This is a genomic window from Streptomyces sp. A0958, from assembly GCF_004795035.1.
Classification (GTDB): Bacteria; Actinomycetota; Actinomycetes; order Streptomycetales; family Streptomycetaceae; genus Streptomyces.
Genome location: NZ_SSBK01000024.1, coordinates 1 through 18553, shown reverse-complemented (window position 1 = coordinate 18553; position 18553 = coordinate 1). Strand labels below are relative to the sequence as shown.

At 67.1% G+C, this 18553-nt stretch carries 18 protein-coding genes and 4 pseudogenes; 14 read left to right on the top strand and 8 right to left on the bottom strand.

Going from position 1 to position 18553, the window contains the following annotated elements; translation table 11 throughout:
* Positions 1-14: 14 nt before the first annotated feature.
* The gene (locus E6P78_RS22290; protein WP_136205405.1) at positions 15-371 is read left to right on the top strand and encodes a hypothetical protein; all 357 of its coding nucleotides are present in this window, start codon (positions 15-17) and stop codon (positions 369-371) included.
* A 199-nt stretch (positions 372-570) separates the two neighbouring features.
* Positions 571-702: pseudogene (locus E6P78_RS33900) on the top strand (hypothetical protein); the annotation flags it as partial.
* 100 nt (positions 703-802) lie between these two features.
* Here E6P78_RS33900 and E6P78_RS22285 read toward each other — a convergent pair.
* Entirely contained in the window at positions 803-1327 is a 525-nt protein-coding gene (locus E6P78_RS22285; protein ID WP_346765596.1) for a hypothetical protein, read from the bottom strand.
* Between the two features lie 293 nt (positions 1328-1620).
* Here E6P78_RS22285 and E6P78_RS22280 point away from each other — a divergent pair, with 293 nt between their 5' ends.
* Positions 1621-3042: an ATP-binding protein gene (locus E6P78_RS22280; protein WP_136205404.1), complete on the top strand. Its 1422-nt coding sequence runs from the start codon at positions 1621-1623 to the stop codon at positions 3040-3042.
* Between the two features lie 384 nt (positions 3043-3426).
* Here the strand turns inward: E6P78_RS22280 and E6P78_RS22275 are convergent.
* Positions 3427-3828 (bottom strand): annotated as a pseudogene (locus E6P78_RS22275) (DUF1932 domain-containing protein); the annotation flags it as partial.
* Positions 3829-3832: 4 nt separating this feature from the next.
* Between E6P78_RS22275 and E6P78_RS22270 the strand changes: the two are divergent.
* A pseudogene (locus tag E6P78_RS22270) lies at positions 3833-4954 on the top strand (RHS repeat-associated core domain-containing protein); the annotation flags it as partial.
* Entirely contained in the window at positions 4951-5757 is an 807-nt protein-coding gene (locus E6P78_RS22265; RefSeq protein ID WP_240799318.1) for a colicin immunity domain-containing protein, read from the top strand. The pseudogene E6P78_RS22270 and the gene E6P78_RS22265, both read left to right, overlap by 4 nt.
* 510 nt (positions 5758-6267) lie before the next feature.
* Here the strand turns inward: E6P78_RS22265 and E6P78_RS22260 are convergent.
* Together E6P78_RS22260 and E6P78_RS22255 are read right to left on the bottom strand one after the other, a co-directional pair.
* The gene (locus E6P78_RS22260; RefSeq protein ID WP_206307879.1) at positions 6268-6933 is read right to left on the bottom strand and encodes a response regulator transcription factor; all 666 of its coding nucleotides are present in this window, start codon (positions 6931-6933) and stop codon (positions 6268-6270) included.
* The gene (locus E6P78_RS22255; RefSeq protein WP_240799326.1) at positions 6915-8036 is read right to left on the bottom strand and encodes a histidine kinase; all 1122 of its coding nucleotides are present in this window, start codon (positions 8034-8036) and stop codon (positions 6915-6917) included. Before E6P78_RS22255 ends, E6P78_RS22260 begins: the two co-directional genes overlap by 19 nt.
* 237 nt (positions 8037-8273) lie before the next feature.
* Here E6P78_RS22255 and E6P78_RS22250 point away from each other — a divergent pair, with 237 nt between their 5' ends.
* Positions 8274-8834 (top strand): VanZ family protein, encoded by a 561-nt coding sequence (locus E6P78_RS22250; RefSeq protein WP_136205402.1) that lies wholly within the window; start codon positions 8274-8276, stop codon positions 8832-8834.
* A gap of 346 nt (positions 8835-9180) precedes the next feature.
* On the opposite strand, the gene E6P78_RS22245 is transcribed toward E6P78_RS22250, so the two are convergent.
* Complete coding sequence (locus E6P78_RS22245) at positions 9181-10128, bottom strand: LysR substrate-binding domain-containing protein (RefSeq protein WP_136205401.1); 948 nt, start codon at positions 10126-10128, stop codon at positions 9181-9183.
* Positions 10129-10199: 71 nt separating this feature from the next.
* Between E6P78_RS22245 and E6P78_RS22240 the strand changes: the two genes are divergently transcribed.
* From E6P78_RS22240 to E6P78_RS22220, 5 genes are all read left to right on the top strand, one after another.
* Positions 10200-10853, top strand: coding sequence for a maleylpyruvate isomerase family mycothiol-dependent enzyme (locus E6P78_RS22240; protein WP_136205400.1), 654 nt, complete (start codon positions 10200-10202; stop codon positions 10851-10853).
* A 5-nt stretch (positions 10854-10858) separates the two neighbouring features.
* Positions 10859-11350 (top strand): DUF1772 domain-containing protein, encoded by a 492-nt coding sequence (locus E6P78_RS22235; RefSeq protein ID WP_136205399.1) that lies wholly within the window; start codon positions 10859-10861, stop codon positions 11348-11350.
* A 431-nt stretch (positions 11351-11781) separates the two neighbouring features.
* Positions 11782-12030, top strand: coding sequence for a type II toxin-antitoxin system CcdA family antitoxin (locus tag E6P78_RS22230; protein ID WP_136205398.1), 249 nt, complete (start codon positions 11782-11784; stop codon positions 12028-12030).
* Positions 12027-12428 carry a PIN domain-containing protein gene (locus E6P78_RS22225; RefSeq protein WP_136205397.1) on the top strand — a complete coding sequence of 134 codons (402 nt, stop codon included), beginning with the start codon at positions 12027-12029 and terminating at the stop codon, positions 12426-12428. The genes E6P78_RS22230 and E6P78_RS22225 overlap by 4 nt, the downstream gene beginning before the upstream one ends.
* Positions 12429-12783: 355 nt before the next feature.
* Positions 12784-12999 (top strand): DUF6243 family protein, encoded by a 216-nt coding sequence (locus E6P78_RS22220; protein ID WP_136205396.1) that lies wholly within the window; start codon positions 12784-12786, stop codon positions 12997-12999.
* Between the two features lie 393 nt (positions 13000-13392).
* Here E6P78_RS22220 and E6P78_RS22215 read toward each other — a convergent pair whose 3' ends face one another.
* On the bottom strand, positions 13393-14226 hold the full coding sequence (locus E6P78_RS22215) for an NAD(P)H-binding protein (protein ID WP_136205395.1): 834 nt from the start codon (positions 14224-14226) through the stop codon (positions 13393-13395).
* 103 nt (positions 14227-14329) lie between these two features.
* Between E6P78_RS22215 and E6P78_RS34020 the strand changes: the two are divergent.
* Positions 14330-14584 (top strand): annotated as a pseudogene (locus E6P78_RS34020) (hypothetical protein); the annotation flags it as partial.
* Here the strand turns inward: E6P78_RS34020 and E6P78_RS22210 are convergent.
* Positions 14581-16317 carry a serine/threonine-protein kinase gene (locus E6P78_RS22210; RefSeq protein ID WP_136205472.1) on the bottom strand — a complete coding sequence of 579 codons (1737 nt, stop codon included), beginning with the start codon at positions 16315-16317 and terminating at the stop codon, positions 14581-14583. The pseudogene E6P78_RS34020 and the gene E6P78_RS22210 overlap by 4 nt on opposite strands.
* 626 nt (positions 16318-16943) lie before the next feature.
* Here E6P78_RS22210 and E6P78_RS32895 point away from each other — a divergent pair.
* Positions 16944-17108: a hypothetical protein gene (locus tag E6P78_RS32895; RefSeq protein ID WP_168712679.1), complete on the top strand. Its 165-nt coding sequence runs from the start codon at positions 16944-16946 to the stop codon at positions 17106-17108.
* Between the two features lie 335 nt (positions 17109-17443).
* On the opposite strand, the gene E6P78_RS22200 is transcribed toward E6P78_RS32895, so the two are convergent.
* Complete coding sequence (locus tag E6P78_RS22200) at positions 17444-17656, bottom strand: DUF4287 domain-containing protein (RefSeq protein WP_136205394.1); 213 nt, start codon at positions 17654-17656, stop codon at positions 17444-17446.
* Between the two features lie 452 nt (positions 17657-18108).
* Here E6P78_RS22200 and E6P78_RS22190 point away from each other — a divergent pair, with 452 nt between their 5' ends.
* A complete protein-coding gene (locus tag E6P78_RS22190; RefSeq protein WP_136205393.1) occupies positions 18109-18426 on the top strand; it encodes a hypothetical protein in 318 nt (105 codons plus the stop codon).
* Positions 18427-18553 lie beyond the last annotated feature (127 nt).

Genomic DNA, 18553 nt, shown 5'->3' with positions numbered 1-18553 from the left:
GCATGCGCGTTCGAGTGAACATCGACAACACCACGGACCCCAAAATCACACAGGGGATCGCCACCCTCACTAATGGACATGAGTACGCAGTCCTCGAAATCTCCACTCGTTTCAAAATGGCCAACTCTTTCCGCATCGAATTCGTTGAGGGCGGGCTGAGGCAGTCCGCGCTCTTCGACACCCGAATTTTCACCGTCACTTCCCACTCTCTGCCGCCGACCTGGCGATACTTCCAGCTCGAATCCGGATCCTTCTCCCTGTGTCCAGAATCTTGGAACGAGTCCGGTTTTTGGGAGGCCTACTACGATGGGGATCCGCGAGCAATCGAGATGTACGAACGCGAGCGGGCGGTAATCCTGGCCCATTCGTAGAAGTACGTTCGCGGGACGGACGGGACCCCGGGCACGCCGGTCTTCGGTATGTGCACTTCGAAATCCCTCCCCGACCGGGCGCGAGGACGCCCGGGGACTGGACGGCCAGCCGGCCGGAGGACATGGGCTGGGACTCCGGCCCGGACTGGGTGCGTGAGCAGTCGCGTTCGGTGGCGGACCGGATGGGCGTCGAGGTCGAGAGATGAGCCTCGAACAGACCGTGGACAAGAAGAAGCTGAGCTACGGAAGCCCGTCCGAAATCCGTTCGACCGACACTCACCTGAAGAACTTGCAGGGCGCTTGGTCGGCGGAGCGGGGGCCTGCGCGCTGACACCGCTCGGCAAGGCTAAAAGGGCTGTCCCGCAATTCTTGGCGATACAGCCCTTAGTTGGAGAAGTACAGGTACTTTCAGGAGCCATACGTCGTGGAGTTCACGGTGTCGCCGCACGACCCGTTGACGTACACGACCGCATCCGCGCCTTGATCCCGGACTTATCCGGCGCTCCAAGGCGTACGGCCGGCTTTCCGTTCGTGCCGAGCGCGAAGTACTCCGAGTCGGCGGAATACCACTTTCCGCCCGAGTAGACCTGGAGGTCGAAACGTTGCTTACGCCCCTTGTAGTAGGACATGGTCGTAGTGAGCAGCGGATCGGTGCTCTTGTGGAACCAGTAGTACGACGTCGAGCCGATCTTGGCCGTCTTGTAGTGCTTGGAAACGGCGGTGGAAACACTGACCCGGGCGTATGCCGTGGACTTGCCCGTCCTGGGCGCGATGCGGGTGCCGCTGGAGTTGACCGTCCCGGTTTTCAGCAGCTTGTTGGGCTTGTCGCCGCCGAAAGGGTTCGCCCAGATCTCGACCGCGCGGTTCTTGTAGGTCGAGCCGAGGTGCGCGGTGAAGGAGACATCGGTGCCGTGGTTGTAGACGTTGCCGTTCTTGTTCAGGGTCGGGTCTGTCAAACGATTTACAGTCCCCGACATGCGTCGACTGCCGGAGGCGTGCGGACGCAGCCCTCCCACGCACACCGTCCGACACCCGGTGCCGCCACTGACCGTCGATCGCCCTCGGGTGCCGGCGAGTCGGCGAGTCGGCGAGCCATGACACGGGCCCACCGCATGCAAGCCGGCCTTGATCTTCTCCCAGCCTCACGGGACGTAGGCAGCAACTGCGCAGAAAGCATTGCATTGGCGCAACTTGCATTTAGGCAAGTAACCTACCCTGCAGAGAATGAACGATCGGCAAGGTGGAACCTGTGAACGGATTCGTTGGGCGTCGTACGGAGCTCGGCCTTCTTGATGACCTACTAGCTCCTGTACGGACCGGCGGACGCAGCGGGCGGCCCGGGCGCGCCGTACTGATCCGAGGCCGGCGACGCGTCGGCAAGTCCCGGCTCGTGGAGGAGTTCCTGGAACGCTCCGAGCTTCCTCATGTCTTCTTCACCGCAGTAGGCGGCTCGAAGGCCGAGGACCTGGCAGGCTTCGCCGCCGAGCTCGCCGTCTCTCCGCTCCCCGACGCCGGCCGCATCGCGGACTTCGCCACCCCGCAGACCTGGGACGCGGCTTTGAGCCTGCTCGCCAGTGTCCTGCCTCAGGACACGCCCAGCGTGGTCGTGCTCGACGAGATGCCCTACCTCGTGCGCGAGGACCCCGCTTTCGAGGGCGCGCTACAGAAGGCATTCGACCGGACGTTGTCCAAGCTCCCCGTACTGCTCGTCCTCATCGGCTCGGACATCGCGATGATGGAGCAGCTGAATACCTACGGTCGCCCCTTCTACCAGCGCGGCACCGAGATGGTCGTACCTCCGCTCAATCCGACCGAGGTCGCCGCCATGCTCGACCTCCCGCCAGCTGAGGCGTTCGACGCCTTCCTGGTCTCTGGCGGCCTCCCGCTCGTCCTTGAGGAATGGCCTCCGGGTGCCACCCTCTGGGAATACCTGGAGCAGGCGCTGGCCCGTCCGACGTCCGCCCTCCTCGTCAGCGGCGAGCGCACTCTGGCCGCCGAGTTCCCCACAGAGGCACAGGCCCGCACCGTGCTGAGCGCCATCGGACACGGGGAACGCACCTTCACCCTGATCGGCCGGGCAGCGGGCGACCTCAATCCAGGCTCTCTGAAACGTTCCCTGGAGCTCCTCACCAGCCGACGCATGGTGGCGGCCGACCTTCCGCTGTCCACCAGGCCGAGCCGCGAGAGCCGCTACCACGTCGCCGATCCATACCTGCGCTTCTGGCTCTCTTTCCTCGGGCCCGGCATCCCCATGATCGAGCGCGGGCGTGGAGACCGTGTTCTCGAATCGATCCGCACCAGTTGGACGTCCTGGCGGGGCCGCGCCGTCGAACCTGTGATCCGCGAGGCACTGTGGCGCCTGACCGACGACCGGCTGCCCGAGGCCACCAACGTGATCGGCGGCTACTGGACCCGCACCAACGACCCTGAAATCGACCTCGTCGGCGCCGACCGATCCCCTATCGCCAAGAAGATCACCTTCGTCGGATCCATCAAGTGGCTGGAGAATAAACCCTTCGACAACCGCGACCTCGCCCGACTCGTCACCCATCGCTCACAACTGCCCGGCACCGACGACTCCACCCCCCTGCTCGCCGTCGCCCGCAGCGGAAGCAGCGCCAACGGCATCCTCAGCCTCACCCCCGACGACCTCATCACCGCTTGGGCGTGACACGCCAAGGGCTGTTTCCCTGCAGTGACCGCGTTCGTGTTCGTGCCCCATCCGTGCCCTTCGGAGCGGACAACAGCGGTCAAACCCGGTGCCCAGAGACCGCACCGACCTTGCCCGGTCGGGCCAAACATGCAGGTCAGGGCCATCTTGGCCATTCGAGAACCGCTGAATCCCAAGCTCAGAGCGCGAGTTCGATTCTCGTCACCCGCTCTTTGCATTGAGGCCCTGGTCGGAGACCGGGGCCTTGTTTGTTGTCCAGCCCACCTGGAGGGCTCCGCGCCCTCCGCATGCCCCATGCCTTCGCCGGCGCCTGTTGCGGCGGCCCCCGCCCACCGCTCCTACGCCTCGCTCTCGGCGGAGGTGACCGCCCTCGGCGTGAACGAATCAGCTCCTCTCTGCCCGGAGCTGGGAGAGGACATGCGCAACCGGCAAGTCGTACTGGCCCCTGTCCTTCTCCCAGAGGGTGAGCACGCTAGCCGTGGCCTCCGCCAGGTCCGTGGGCAGGTCAGCCGCACGAAGAGCATCAGCGACCTCCTCCATCTCGGGTGCCCACCGCCAGGCCCGAGCCGCCACGTTCGGCAGGTACTCCGGATCGGAGAGAATCGCGGAGACCATGACCTCCGCTTCGGCTGTCAGCTGCTCGCCGACCCCATGGGCGTCGGCGAGCGCGTGCGCGACGCCGGCGAGCGTACGAGCGGCCTTCTGGTAACTGGCAAAGGCCATCTTCAGAGCGGAAGCGGAACCGACCACGTCACCGACCCGGCACACATGCAGGGCCGTGTCCGTGACCGCCTCATGGCCGGCTTCTCATCCGGGCAGCGAAGCCACCGGGCCCCGTGCGTACGTCGGCACGGCCATCACGCGTGCCGGATGGGTCCGTTACGAGCACGATGCTCTTGGTCGCATCACCCTGCGCCAGAAGACCCGCCTCTCCAGGAGGCCCGACACCTGGCGATACTCGTGGGACGTCGAGGACCGTCTCACCGCCGTCACTACACCGGATGGGACACGATGGCGTTACCGGTATGACCCGCTGGGCCGGCGCACCGCCAAGCAACGCCTTGGCGACGACGGATTGACCGTCGTCGAGGAAACTCGCTTCACCTGGGACGACGCTACCCTCTGCGAGCAGACGACCACCTCCCCGAGCCTCCCCCGCCCGGTCGTTCTGACCTGGGACCACCAGGGCACACGCCCCATGGCCCAGCACGAACGCATCATTGCTGCGGACACCGATCCATCGACGACAGACGAACGCTTCTTCGCGATCGCCACGGACTTGATTGGTGCTCCCGCCGAACTCGTTGACGAGTCCGGAAATCTCGCCTGGCGCTCTCGGACAACGCTCTGGGGCACCACCGCCTGGGGAAAAACCAATACCGCTTACACCCCACTCCGTTTCCCCGGCCAATACCACGACCCCGAGACCGGCCTCCACTATAATCTTAACCGGCACTACGACCCCGAGACTGCTCGCTATCTCACCCCGGATCCGCTCGGCCTCACACCGGCACCCAACGCATTCACCTATGTTCACAACCCCCACTCATCGTCCGACCCACTCGGCCTCGCCCCCTGCCCTCGCGGCGGCTGGGAAAAGAAGGCAGACTTCTCGAGCCAGAAAGTAATGAGCAAGAAGTTTCATGCACATGGCGACGACTTTTTGGACGCGAAAGGCAATCTGAATGGAGCAAACCTGAAGCGATTCGAAGAAAGCATGCGCTCCCATATGACCGCGGACGGGACAAAAATTCACCGCTTTGATTACAGAGGTCAGGGGCAAGCTGTGGGCTTTATTAATCCAGCCACCCAAAAAATGGTGATGCTCCACGCGGACGGGAAATTTTGGTCGGCCTGGAAATTGGGAGACAAACAATTTAAGGACATCATCGACAAGGGGTTCCTCTGGTGACTGATTACAACATCCCGGGCGAAGCAAACTCCGATCAGCTGGGGATTTTGTCCAGCCTCGGGGGTTACAACTCGGCCTGGCTGGCCGTCGGCCCCAAGCTCGTCGTTCCGGCGCCTGCCGGCTCGCGCGTGGACGACGCTCTAGTCCAGCGCATCGCTGAAGGCTGCCGCACGGGAGGAGCGGACGCTGTACTAGTGATGGCGATGGGGTCCGAAACTGCTAGCCGAACCTGGCGTCTGATTGCACCAGACATAGCGGCATCGGAATTGGCTGGAGTCGGTCCTCCCCTCCTCCTTGCCTCGTCGGACCGGCAGGGTGCGATTCTGTTCCCTCGCCCTGGGTACGTGCTAGTGGCAGGAACAGCAGGATTTCTCAAGGGCGCCGTCCCGGAAGGGGTGGACGGAGGGCGAGCCCGCTTCGGACGATACGTCCGCGCCGCAGCCAAGCGATGGCCTGAACTCAAGGACATCTCGCAGTCATTTTCCCCCCGCCACATTGCCTGGGCCCGCGCACGGGAAATTCCCGCCGGAACAGGCGCTGCCCGTCAGGTGAATCTGATGCAGGCCTTCACCGTGGGGTCCATCAGCGGAGCGGACTTCGCCCGCGGCTGGCTAGACGCCCGCCGCACATCCCAGAATAACGGCGAGAGGCTCCGCGACCCACTCCTCACGGCTTTCGATCAGATCTTCTCACTGTTGGAAGACTATTCCATCGATCCGGCCCACAAAGATCCTGACGACCTATCAGATGAAGAGCTGATGGGTGCGGTGCGAAAAACCATGGAGCGTACCGATGGATTTTGATGACCTACGCATGAACCTGCCTTCGGAAGGCGCACGAGAATGTCAGTGATATTCAGATGGATGCATATACCTCCCCCTTCTTAGTCGAAACCGGAGAGGCACTCCTCATCTCGAAAGCAACCTCCTGCCGCCGCGTCCCGACAAATTCATCCTTACATCCCTGACGTGGAAGACGTCACGGACGCGGCCGTCGCGGATATCACGCTGGAGGACTGCTCAGCTTGGATGTAAGGGTCTCGTGGCCTCGGGCCTCCTCCGCTCGTGCCCCATCCGTGCCCAGCCGGACGGACAACAGCGGTGAATTCGGGACATGCGAGACAACGCCAAGAGTACCTGTGGGGTGGCGTATCAGCAGGTCAGGCCGCGTGGGGCAACGCAAGAACCGTCGATTCCCAAGCTCAGAGCGCGAGTTCGATTCTCGTCACCCGCTCTTTGATAAAGGCCCTGGCCAGTGACCGGGGCCCTTTCCTTGCCCGCACGCACCTGGCCTCCGCGCAAGGCGCCGACGCTTCAGGCTCCGCGTCCGATCAGACCGCTGCGCCAGGCCCAGGCCGCGATCTCCACGCGGTTTCTTGCTCCGAGCTTGGACTGCACATTGGTGAGGTGTGTTTTGACCGTTCCCACGGTGATGGACAGGCCTGCGGCGATCTCGGCGTTGGTCATGCCTTCGGCCAGCAACACGACTACCTGCTTCTCTCGCGGCGAGAGCTTGGTGGCAGGCTCCGGACCGTGGGGGGCCGGTCGGAGCTGCTTCAGGAGCCGCACGGTGATCGAAGGGCTGACCAGCGAGTCACCGACCGCAGCCGCACGGACCGCCTCGGCCAGCAAACGCGGGCCGGAGTCCTTGAGGATGAATCCGCAGGCCCCCGCTGCCACCGCGCGGGCCAAGTAGTCCTCATCGTCAAAGGTCGTCACCATCACGACCTGGGGCCGGCGCACGGCATGGGGCCGGGTGAGGTGGCGCAGGGCGTCCAGACCGTCCAGGCGGGGCATCCGGATGTCCATCAGAACGACGTCCGGTCGGTGCAGTTCGGCCATCTCCAGGGCTTGGAGGCCGTCCTGGGCCTGGGCGACGACGTGGATGTCGTCCTCGGCGGAAAGAATCATGGACATACCGGTGCGGACGATCTCCTGGTCGTCGGCGAGCAGCACCCGGATCACGGGCCGTCCCTCCACGCGCTCTCCAAGGGGATTCGGGCATGCACCCGCCAGCGTCCACCGCCGTCGGGGCCCGCCTGAAAGAAGCCGCCTTCGGCGGTGACGCGTTCCTCAAGTCCGACGAGACCGTACCCCACCGCCGTCGGTGCCCCGGCCCCGGGCAGATCGTTGGTGATGTCGATCTCCACGGATCGGGGGAGGGCTCGGAGCACCACGGAGACGTGCCGGGATTCCGGCGCGTGCTTACGCTCGTTCGTCAGGGACTCCATGGTGACCCGGTGCACGGCCGCCATGGGCGCTGTCGGCAGGCTGTCGACGGGGCCCTCCTCCTCGAGCCGGGCAGGTCCGCCGCCCCGCAGCACGAAGGTCGCCACCAGAGCTCGCAGATGTTCCGCTTCGCCCACCGGTACGAGCGGGGCCTCCGTCCGGAGCCCACTCACCATGTGCCGCAAAGCCCGGAGTGCCTCCGAGGCCGCCCCTTCGATCTGGCCCAGCGCCGAGACCGTCACCTGCGGATCGGACGCCGCGACCACCTGGGCCCCCTGGGCCTGCACGACGATGCCCGTCACATGATGCGCGACGAAGTCGTGCAGGTCCCGGGCGAAGGTGAGCCGCTGCTCCAAGCGCACCTGCTCAGCGTGACGCCGCCGGTCAGCGGCTGCCAGCCGGGACACGAGCGCCCCGGTCAACCCCGCACAGACGGCGAACGTACAGAGCAGCGCCAGGACAAGGCTGTTCTCCGTCGCCTCCACTGCTACCGGGCGCAGAACGGCGGCCAGGCACAACAGGAGGGACGCCCCCACGGCAGGCAGCGCGGCACCGTACCGGACGGTGAGGACCAGCACCACGATGAGTGCTGTGATCTCGAACAGGGTGTAGGCGTCGGCGTGCCGCGCCGGCGCCTCCGGCGACCCGGCGGTGACATGCATCCACGCACTGCATCCGAGGGACACGCCCCCGGCCAGTGCGCCGGCCCCCGCCATGAGCCGCGGATCGCTTCGCCACCGGCGCACCGCCCCGACCGCGAGGGCAAGAACGGGTGCGGCTGCCGAGAGGAGGGCCTGGCGTGCGAGGACGGACCCGTAGACACCGGTGCGGTGGTCGGCGGCGAGCGCCAGCACCAAGACCGCCCCGACGAGAACGACGCCGAGGCGGCGAACAGGACACGACGCATCCGGGAGGACCGTCTGCCGAAATGCGGGGAATCCATACGGGCAGCGTACGTATCCGGGGTCGGGAGCCCTTCTGCCAAAAGTCGTAGTGCTCCGCGCAGGCTCCGTCCTTCGGCAGATCCGCTCTGACGTCTCAGCGGACGACGATCGCTCAAGACGATCGGTACGCGAACCTCAGGAGCACCCATGAACTTCCAGATCCACATTCCCACCGCCGCGATCCTCGGGCCCGCGCTCGCCGTCTTCGCCCTCGTGGCCTTGGTACGCCACCGGCGAGGCCTCCCCGGCTGGCAGGGCGGCTCGCTGGTGCTGCGCGTCGCCACCGCGCTCTACGCCTCAGCGGTCATCTCACTCACCTTCTTCCCTCTGTGGATCTACGGCGGGGATTATCGGAACCAGGCCGAATGGATCGGGCAGATTCAGCCGATCCCGTTGCTCCTGGCGGACATCACCATGGTCCCCAACGTGATCATGTTCATGCCGCTCGGCTTCATCCTGCCGCTGCTCCTCCCCCGGCTCAACCGGAGCCGCACCGTCCTGGCCTGCGCGCTCATCAGCCTGAGCATCGAGGCCGTCCAACTGCTCCAGTACATCGTCTTCGCCAACGGTCGCGCCGTCGATGTCAACGACCTGATCGCCAACACCGTCGGTGGTCTCCTCGGCTACGCGGTCCTGCGCTCCGCACAGCGCGGGACCGCCACCCGCAGGATGCTGGACAAGGTGTCTCCGTCGTCCGCAACCGTTTAACCGCCACCGAGGCAGCAGGCAAGTCCCGCAAAGGCTCCCGGCTGCACGGGCACGCCATCGACACCGCAGCCGAAGGAACTGCCACGACCGTGCCCCATCCGTGCCCAGCTGAGCGGACAACAGCGGTCAGGCACGGCTCCCAGGGACCGTAGCCAACCATTGCTTCCACGGAAAAGCACAGGTCAGAGCGCCTTCGGTAGCCCCAGAACCGCTGATTCCCAAGCTCACAGCGCGAGTTCGATTCTCGTCACCCGCTCTTTGGTGAAGGCCCCGGTCAGAGACCAGGGCCTTTGTTGCTGTCCAGACCTCTCGGGGCTCGTGTGCCATTCGCGTGCCGTGACTGCCCTCACGGCGCGCCAGTTGGGGCTCCGGGGCCCTCACCCGGCGCGGTGAGGTTTGCACGCAGCAGGTCCAGGAAGACGGTGGCCGCGGGGCTGGAGGGGCCGTCCGTGCGCCAGGCCAGAGCGACCCGGCCGCGTAGCCGCGGCTCGGTGATCTCCAGCGTCCGCAGTCCGAGGGCCGCCGCCGCGCCGGCGGGGAGGGCCGGAATCACCGCCACGCCGAGACCGCGGGCGGCGAGCTGTGCGAGGAACAGCGGAGCGGCGGCCTCGAAGGCGATGCGGGGCTGGAACGCCGCCTGCCCGCACGCGCGGTCGAGTACCCCGCGCAGTCCTGTGCCACGCGGCAGACTGATCAGCGGACGGTCGCGGAGCTCGGCCAACGGAATGCTCGTGCGCTCCGGGGGCGTGAGGGCCGGGTCGTCCGGGGCGACGCCCGCGACCAAGGGTTCATCGACCAGGAGCTGGACGGAGATACCCGGCGGGGGCTCCTCGTCCGCGAGTCCGATCACGGCCATGTCGAGCTCCCCGCGATTCAGTGCAGTGAGCATCCGCTCCGAGGTGTCCTCGGTCAGGGCGATCTCGACTTGGGGGTGGTCCTCGTGGAAGCCGGCCAGTACGGCGGCCAGGTCGAACTCCTGAGATGCCGCGGCCGCGCCCGAGACGAGGCCGAGGGTGACGTGACCGCGCAGCAATCCGGTGAACTCGTCAGCGACCTGCCGTACCGCTTCGACGGCACTGAGCGCGGCACGCGCGTACGGCAGTACGGCCTCACCCACCTCCGTCAAGGTCACTGACCGGCCGGAGCGGTCGAGCAGCGGGTGCCCGAGTTCCCTTTCGAGCTGACGAACTTGTGCGCTCACCCCCGGCTGCGCCAGGTGCAGACGGGCAGCGGCGCGCGTGAAATTGGCTTCCTCGGCGACCGTGACGAAGTACCGCAGCTGCCGAATATCCATAACTGATCATTCTAGTTGCGAGACATGCAACCTCTTGGACTTATGACGAGACTGCCGAGAGCCTTGAGGCCATGGGGAACACGTCGCACCGGAGACCAGCAGCGGACATCGAAGCCGCGATCGCAGCCGAACGCCGGGAGCTGGCGGTCGTGCTGAACGGCTTGTCGGGCGAGGAGTGGGACGCTCCGAGCCTGTGCGAGGGTTGGCGGGTACGGGAGGTCGCGGCCCACATGACGATGGGGTTCCGGTACTCGCTCCCCAAAATGGCGCGGGAACTGATCAAGGCGCGAGGCAGCCTCCACCGGATGACCAGCCGGTGCGCCCACAAGGACGCGGCCACCCATTCAACGGCGGAGCTCGCCGCATTCCTCGGCGACAACGCGGACCACCCCTGGAAACCGCCGGTCGGCGGGATCGAGGCGGCCCTGGGCCACGACGTGGTCCACGGCTTGGACATCACAGTCGCTCTGGGCTTCGGCCGCCGGGTTCCCGAGGAGCGCGTGCGCATTCTCCTGGGGAGCATCGACGCCAGGACCCTCAAGTTCTTCGGAGCCGACCTGAGCGGCATCGAACTCCGCGCCGATGACCTCGACTGGTCCTTCGGCACCGGCACGCCTCTGTCCGGCGCCGCACAGGATCTCCTCCTGCTCGCGTACGGCCGACGGCTCCCACCGGGCCACCTCCACGGCGAACCGCGCGACCGATTCGTCGCCGCGCAGGGGTGACGAACATGCGTCTCCGCCTCCTCCAGGCGCTCGCCCTGCTCGCTACCGGTCTCCTCGCCGGCGCATTCGGCTACGGCGCGGCCAACCTCGTCCCCACCTTCAACGCGGTTCCGCTCGACATGCGGCTGTCGTTCCACGCCGAGCTGATGAAGACGAACGGCATCACCATGCAGGCCGCGATGGCCGTGTCGACGTTGAGCTCCCTCGTTCTCGCGGCGCTGACACGCGGCCGCGCCCGGGTAATCGCGGGTTCGGCAGGTCTGCTGACTCTCGCGTCCTTCCTGATCACCCGTCTCGGCAATGTGCCGATCAACGGCCGGATCAAGGAATGGGCGCTCAGCTCGGCCCCGGCCGATCACGCGGAGATCCTGCGGCGCTGGGAATTACTCAACAACCTGCGCACACTCACCGCCCTCGCCGCGTTCGTTCTCCTGATCAGCCTCTTCCTGCGGCAACCGCCGGCTGACCAGAAGCAGCCGCAGACCACTCCAGTCTGAAGACGGTCAGGGCGCGTCGTGGCCGGGGGATCAATGGCTCAGGAAACGAGGGCGCGGGCCTGGCCGAACTCCGGTCCCGCGCCCCGCGAGACACCCCATCGAGCAGTTCCGCTCGGGAACCGCTTGCGGGAACATTTCCCTCTCTGGCCCACCAGCCCACCAGCCCACCAGCCCACCCGGAGCATGCAACTTGGCAGGCTTCGCCGCAATGGCACCACCCGTGCACAGCGGAGCGGACAACAGCGGTCAAGCACTGCGTCCAGAGACCACCGCCTTTCGCTTACCCACAAGCGGCACCGCCCCGGGTCCTCACCCACTGCGGACAACCGGAGCGCGAACACCCCCTTCTCCGCCCGGAGCATGCAGTCTCGACCGGTCAAGGCCGGGCAGGGGCCTGGGCCACCTTGTGCATACTTGAGTATGCTTGACTCATGTCCTCAACGACCCGCATCACCGTCACGCTCCCCAGCGAGCAGGTGGCGGAGCTGCGCAAGCTCACGGACAACGTCTCCGGCTACGTGGCGGAAGCCGTGGCCCGCCAGATCCGGTACCAGCTTCTCGGCGATGCCCTTCGCCGCCACGAGGAAGAACACGGTAGCTTCAGCGACGACGAGCTCGCCGAAGCCCACGCGAAGATCTTCGGCGGCGCCGGCTCCTCCAAGGGCGCGGATGCCGCGTGAGCGAGCGCGTCAAAACCGTCGTCCTGGACTCAGAAGCGCTCTCCGCCTGGATCGCGCAGGATCGCAAGCTCCTCGCAATGCTGCGGGTCTTCCACGACATGGGAGCCGACCTGGTGATCGGGGCGAACACCATCGTGGAAGCCACCCGCTCCCGCACCAACATGCCTCGCCTCAACTGGGCCCTGCCACGCGTCAAGGTGGAGCCGGTCACCGAACAAGCCGCGAAAGCGGCAGCGGAACTCCTCAAAGCCGCCGGACTGAACGGGCACAAGTACGCCATCGACGCCACAGTCGCCGAAGTCGCCCTGCGCCAGCCGAAACCCGTCGCCCTCCTGACCTCCGACAGCGACGACATGACCAGGCTCTGCGGCAACCAACTCCGCATCATCCCCCTCTGACCAGCGGGCCCGCCCGGTGCACATACCTCGCAGGAGCCGTTGCACCGCCGGCCCACGTGCCCTATCCGTGCCCAGCAGAGCAGACAACAGTGGTCAGGTGCAGCTTCCACAGACCATGGCCATCCAAGCCGCGCCACGAGTAGGCGGAAGTCAGGGCCGCCTCAACTGCCCAAGCCCTGTTGATTCCCGTGCTCGAAGCGCGAGTTCGATTCTCGTCACCCGCTCCATGAACAGGCCCCAGGTTCCGTCGGCCCCGCACAGCAAGCCTTTCGTCGGCCCGGTGTCGGCCGGGGGCAGCCGTCTCGTCCTCCACCGATGAATCCGTAGATCACTTCACATCATTTCGGGAGAACCCATGACCGTGAGCAAGAACATCAACAACCCCGTGGGCATGGGGGGCGGCCAGCGCAAGAGGCTGTCCCGCGCCGAGCGGCAGAACAATGGCCCGCACCGCAACCTCGACCGCAAGGGTGCCGCCGACCAGAAGGCGGAGCTGGTGCGCAAGATGCGCGAGAAGGCAGGCGCAGCTGAGGGCGCAGCGCAGGCGGGCGACGACACCGCACAGAGCTGACGCACCGCCGCCGCGGGGCGGCACCGCACGGGGCAGGGTCCGGACCGCGACGCACGGACGCTGTTGGTTCGCGTCCGCGACGCACGGTCCGGGCCCTGCTCCTGTACCGGGGCCCTGCGGCCGGCCGGCCCCGGCCGGTCCCGCTCAGCTCTCGGCCGTCCGCCCGGGGAGCGTGCCACTACGCGGCAGTCGAAACGATGCTCCAGTCTGCCGGAGCCTGGACGTGCAGGCCGCCCCCGTGTCCTGACAGACACGATGAACCTCGACGCCGCAGCCGGTCGTTCCCCAGGTCAGCGTCTCCTCGGGAGACTCAGGACTCCCTCAGTTCGGTTCGAGAAAGACGGCCGGCCGCCCTGCCGTCGGCCAACGGTGAATGCGTCCCGGATCGTCGGCTCAAGCGAAGGCCGCGGCATTCTCCGAGACCCATTGATGAAACGTCCTGGCCGGAGAACCGATGATCCGAGGAACTGTGTCACGCACTGTGAGCAGCTCATCGTTGACATCGCCGCCGGTCACGTCGAGCACTGCGTCAGCAGCTTCGTCGCCGAGGAAGGTGGCCATCTGGCGGTGAGCCTCCTGTCGGCTGATCTCGGCGAACGGCACCTCTCGTCCCAGTACTGCCGCGATGGCCCCGACCTGCTGACGTGCGGTGATCCTCTCCGGCCCGGTCAGCGCGTATGTCCGCCCGCGGTGGCCGGGCTCGGTCAGCGCCACGCGGGCCACCGACGCTATGTCCGCAGGGTGGATCGTGGGGAGGCCGACCTCCGCGTAGGGCACGCGGACGGTTCCGTGCTCGCGGATCACCTCCGCCCACCACAACGCGTTCGAGGCGAACTGCGTCGGCCGCAGGATCGTCCACGCCATGCCGCTGTCCTTGAGCAGGCGTTCGACAGCCAGGTTCTCGTCGGCGGGGCCGAGGTGCGGATGAGTCTCGACGGTAATGGACGACACCAACACCACGTGTTCCACACCCGCCTGCGCGGCAGCGTCGAGGATGTCGGCGTCCGAACCCATGCGTGACACGAGGAACAGCGAACGCACGCCCTCCAGCGCCGGCTTCAACGAGGCTGTCCGGGCCAAGTCGCCCTCGACGGCTTCAACACCGTCCGGAAACGCGGCCCGCATGGTGTCACGAGTGAGCCCCCTCAGTGGCCCGGCGCCGAACGCCTGGAGCTCCTTCACGAGGGCTCGTCCAATATTTCCGGTGGCCCCAGTCACGAGGATCATGAGGTCTTCTCCCGTCATCAGGCGGTGATCACTGGAGGCTTGACGCTAAAGCCTCAACCGAACTTGACGTCAAGGCGAATCGACAAGTCCAGGCACACGGCACACAGAGCACGACTTGGTGCCGCCGCTCGAAGATGTCGTCGGGACCGAAGTCCGCCCACTGCCCGACCGCGGACTCGCCAGGGACCTGATCGACGTACAGGCCGCCGTGCCGCACCAGTGCGCACAGGTATGGGCCACCGGTATCGGCGAACGACTCCGGGAGCTGGGGCCTCTGCCGGCGACACGTGGCCCTCCGCCCGCCCGGGGCCCGACGCCACCGGCCTCCGTTCGTACCGATCGACACGCACATGCCTAATCGGTCACCTGGGCCGCTCCTCGCCAGATCGTCAGGTCACCTTGGAGGAAGCCGGCTTCCGGCATGGCGGTCGACTTCGTCGTGATCACGAACAGTGCGATGTCCCCCTCGGGGCCCTTGATGCAGATTTCGCTTCCGTTCGCAGCGCCGGCGAGCGGAAGGCGGTGGTTCTTTTCGGACTTGAGCAGCCAACGGCAGTCGTCGAGCGTGCCGCCCGGCTTGCCGGGCAGCTGCACGAACACGCTCTTGTCGCCCTCCAGTTCGCAACCGGTCAAGCGGCAGCCGAACCGGATGTCCCCCGTGCGGCCCTTCGCTTCCTCGGCCGGGTTCTTGAGGTTCACCGAGTTCTCCGAGTGCAGCATTACCAAGGAGTACGGCTCGGGCCGCGGTTCCCGGGGCGAGGCCGGGGAGGACGACGAAGGGCCCGCTGTGTCCTCACCGGTGCCCAGAGCCGCCGAGCCCGAGGTGTCCGAGGAGTCCGAAGTGTCCGAGGAATCCGAGGAGTCCGGGGAATCGGCCGAGTCCTCGGAGTCCGACGAGGACCCCCGCGCGGATGCCGACGACCGTGTGGCCGGCTCCGTGGCAGACGCCGATGAGCCGGCGGTATCCCGGTGATCGCCCCGGCTCTTCGTGTCCAGTACCGTCCAGGCCACAGCCACAGCCAAGGCCAGCGCCATTGCCAGGAGCGCGCCCCCCGCCAGACCGGCGGCCGTGATCAGAGCGATGCGCCGCCTGCGAACCTTCCGCTCCGCAGCCCCCGGCAGGGGCACTGCGGCCGGGGGCTGCGGGAACCCGATCGGCGGCTGCGGCTGCACCGGGGTGGGGTCCGGCACCGGTGGCGGAACCACGACGTCCTGCCCACCGATCTCCCGCCACACGGCCGGTGCCCCGCCCGCGTCGGCGTCCGTTCCCAGCCGCTGCCGGCACCACTCCAAGATCTCTGCCGGAGTGGCCCGCTCCGCCGGATCGGCGGCCAGGCACCGGGCGAACAGCGGACGCAAGGGCTCGGGCAGCGAAGACAGGTCGGGCTCGGAGTGCACGATGCTGTACAGCACGTAGACGCCGGGGCCATCACCGTAGAGCGGCCTTCCCAACGCCGCGAACGCCGCTGTCTGGGCAAGGGCGAAGACATCGGCCGCCGCCGTTACCTCTGTCCCGGACGCCTGCTCCGGGGCCATGTACGCGGGTGTGCCGACCGCTTGTCCCGTCGCCGTGCAGGAGGTTCCGTCAGCTGACACTGCGATACCGAAGTCGATCACGCGCGGGCCGTCGGCGGCCAGCAGGACGTTCGACGGCTTCAGGTCCCGGTGCACGATGCCCTCGGCATGGATGGCCTGCAACGCCTCGGCCATCCCCGCCATCAGCCACAACACGGCAGGCACCGCCAGCGGACCGCGCCGGGCCACAGTCTGGGCCAGGGACGGCCCGGGCACGTACAACGTGGCCAGCCAGGGTGGTTCACCATCCGCGTCGGCGTCGATCAACTCAGCGGTGTACGCCCCGCGGACCCGCTGGGCCGCCCTGATCTCCCGGCCGAACCGCCGCTGGAAATCCGGGTCGTCCGCCAGCTCCGGGCGTACCACCTTGATCGCCACTGGCCGGCCACCCGGCGTGTGCGAGAGGTAGACCCGGCCCATGCCACCCGCGCCCAGCCGGGCGGCGAGCCGGTAGCCACCCACCACAGGCGGGTCGGCCGCCTGGAGTGGCTGGAAGACATCCGTCTCATGACTCATCGGCCCGCTCCCCCGCTCTGATGCATTGGCCAACGGCGGCAGCCTACGTGGCATGGCCACGAAACTGTGGCTTCGGGACCTGGCTGCACCACCGCCTCTCCGTCTGTCCTGACCACGGAAACGCGCCGTTCGACGGTCTCCCATCGAATACCCGGCAGGCCCTCGAACTGCTCGCAGAGGACTGGGCTACCGCCTTCCAAGACCTCGAAGCCCACCCGAACGCTCCCGCGTCAGGATGTTCTGTCCGGTCTCACGGTCCCGGGGCGGGTTGATCCGAATGAAAGGCCCTGGGGAACTGCCGCCCGGCGCACGCGGGCCGCGATCACGCCGACGATCTGATCGGTGCGCAGCAGTCCTCCCAGTCACGGGAGTCCGAACTGTGCGCCGCGCTGTCACCCAGCACCGCAACCCGGCCCCGTGGCACCGGCATTCCGAGGCCGGCGACCCCTGGAAGCACCGGCCGGCCGGGCAGCGCGGCGGGGCGCTTCACGGCGTGGCGCACCTCGTCGGCCCGGTGTTCTCCCGCCGCGCCGAACGGGCTTCGCAGGACGACTACACGGCCGGGTCGAGGCGGGCCACCGGCCGGCGCAGCATCAGCAGGGTCATCGTGGCGGCGGTGGGGTTCCATGCTGGCGCCGGCCACGGTGGTCACGAGCAGCGTGGCGCGGGCGGCCGCCACGGCAGCGCGCTGCGATGTCCATGTCGTGGGTGGCAAGGACGAGCGTCGTGCCCTGCTCGGCATTGAGCCGCAGCAGCAGGTCGATGATCCGGCACCGAAGGAGGCTCCGTGACCGACGTCTGGCACTGGCTCCGTGTCGAGGTTCGGCTGGTCCTGTCGATGGTGTTCTTCTGAGCTGACGGCCCGCCAGGTTTGTCGCTCGGTAATGCGCCACGATCAGCACCGGTTCCTCCAGTGGAGGAGCCCACGGACGGCCCTTGTGGACCGTACCTCCACCCTTCGCGGCACAGCGCGGACACCAGCCTGCCGAAGGAACGCGGGCCCATTCCGGTGAACGGGGCTGTTCAGGATGGCTCCGGCGCCGCGAACACACCGGACACCGCGAGATCATTTGTCGACCTGCCGGAGCGCCTGAGCGACGAACCCGGCCTCGACGTCCCGGTGTGGTCACTTGCCGCTGTCCTCGGCGAGGGTGTGGGCGACGAGGGCGTTGGCGTGGCCGTGGCCGAGTCCGTGCTCGGACTTGAACCAGTTGACCAGCTCCATGTGCTTGGTCAGCGGGGAGGATCGGATGAGGTCCTTCCACTCGGCGATCGGGCGGCCGTACTTCTTCTCGATGGATGGGAAGTAGCTGGCAGGGCCTTTCACAGCGCCGGTCATGTTGCCCTCGTTTCATGTCGGATCGGTCTTGATGGTGACGCCGCCGCCTGCGAGAACGGCGGTCGGTCAGTGGCCGGTCAGTGGTCGACCGGAAAGGCCGCCGGGCCCCAGAAGGAAACGCCGAACACACAGACCAGGACCGGCCCCCACCGCCCGCCGGGGCCCCCGCGCAGCGCCCGGGGTGTGGCGGGCCGCGGTGAGCATGTCGGTCATGGCGGCCCTCCCTCCCTCGACTCGCTTCGATGGTGTCGCCTGTATGACCGACGGCGAGAAGCGGAGTCACCGCTCCGGCCGGTGTGTGCTGGACCACATTCCGGCCCGACGGCAGCTTCGCGCTTCGCGCTTTCCGCTCAAGCCGCCCGGTCGACCGGGCGACCACGACTTCGCGTACGAGTAGAGGAGTTGGCCGGATCGAACCGAGCAACGCCTCGGAGCCTGACAGGCTGAGCACCATGCAGTACTGCGAACGCCATGAGATGCACAACTGTGCGGACTGCGCTCCGCGCACACCCCGCGGCAGCGCACCCACCAGCGACTGGGACGGCTGGCCGCTGGCCGCGATCATCCTCCACGCCAGCGGCAAGGCCCACCTTCCCGGCTGTACGCACATCGAACCGGCCGACATCCGGCCACCCGTCTACGGCTGGGTGCTCACCCCCTCGCCCGGGGCATGGCGCCGTCTCGCGCCCTCCAGCCCGCTCCGCGCCACCGAGGGCAACCTTGAGCGGGCAGCTGTGAGCCGCTGCGCGGACTGCGACGCGACGCAGTAGGTGAGGTTCCCCCGCTGTGCGGGAGGTGTTGACTAGCTGGTCAGGGCGGGGTGACGTAGTTTCAGGTTCACTTGTTCGGTCGTTGCCTGGTTGGCGTAGTGCTTCTCCTCGTACTCGATCGGGCTGA

Excerpts from the sequence above, each read along its gene's own strand:
- E6P78_RS22220 (WP_136205396.1), top strand. The coding sequence starts at position 12,784 with ATGACCGTGAGCAAGAACATCAACAACCCCGTGGGCATGGGGGGCGGC.
- E6P78_RS22190 (WP_136205393.1), top strand. The coding sequence starts at position 18,109 with ATGCAGTACTGCGAACGCCATGAGATGCACAACTGTGCGGACTGCGCT.
- E6P78_RS22210 (WP_136205472.1), bottom strand. The coding sequence starts at position 16,317 with ATGAGTCATGAGACGGATGTCTTCCAGCCACTCCAGGCGGCCGACCCG.
- E6P78_RS22235 (WP_136205399.1), top strand. The coding sequence starts at position 10,859 with ATGCGTCTCCGCCTCCTCCAGGCGCTCGCCCTGCTCGCTACCGGTCTC.
- E6P78_RS32895 (WP_168712679.1), top strand. The coding sequence starts at position 16,944 with ATGCTGGCGCCGGCCACGGTGGTCACGAGCAGCGTGGCGCGGGCGGCC.
- E6P78_RS22215 (WP_136205395.1), bottom strand. The coding sequence starts at position 14,226 with ATGATCCTCGTGACTGGGGCCACCGGAAATATTGGACGAGCCCTCGTG.
- E6P78_RS22230 (WP_136205398.1), top strand. The coding sequence starts at position 11,782 with ATGTCCTCAACGACCCGCATCACCGTCACGCTCCCCAGCGAGCAGGTG.
- E6P78_RS22200 (WP_136205394.1), bottom strand. The coding sequence starts at position 17,656 with ATGACCGGCGCTGTGAAAGGCCCTGCCAGCTACTTCCCATCCATCGAG.
- E6P78_RS22250 (WP_136205402.1), top strand. The coding sequence starts at position 8,274 with ATGAACTTCCAGATCCACATTCCCACCGCCGCGATCCTCGGGCCCGCG.
- E6P78_RS22240 (WP_136205400.1), top strand. The coding sequence starts at position 10,200 with ATGGGGAACACGTCGCACCGGAGACCAGCAGCGGACATCGAAGCCGCG.
- E6P78_RS22245 (WP_136205401.1), bottom strand. The coding sequence starts at position 10,128 with ATGGATATTCGGCAGCTGCGGTACTTCGTCACGGTCGCCGAGGAAGCC.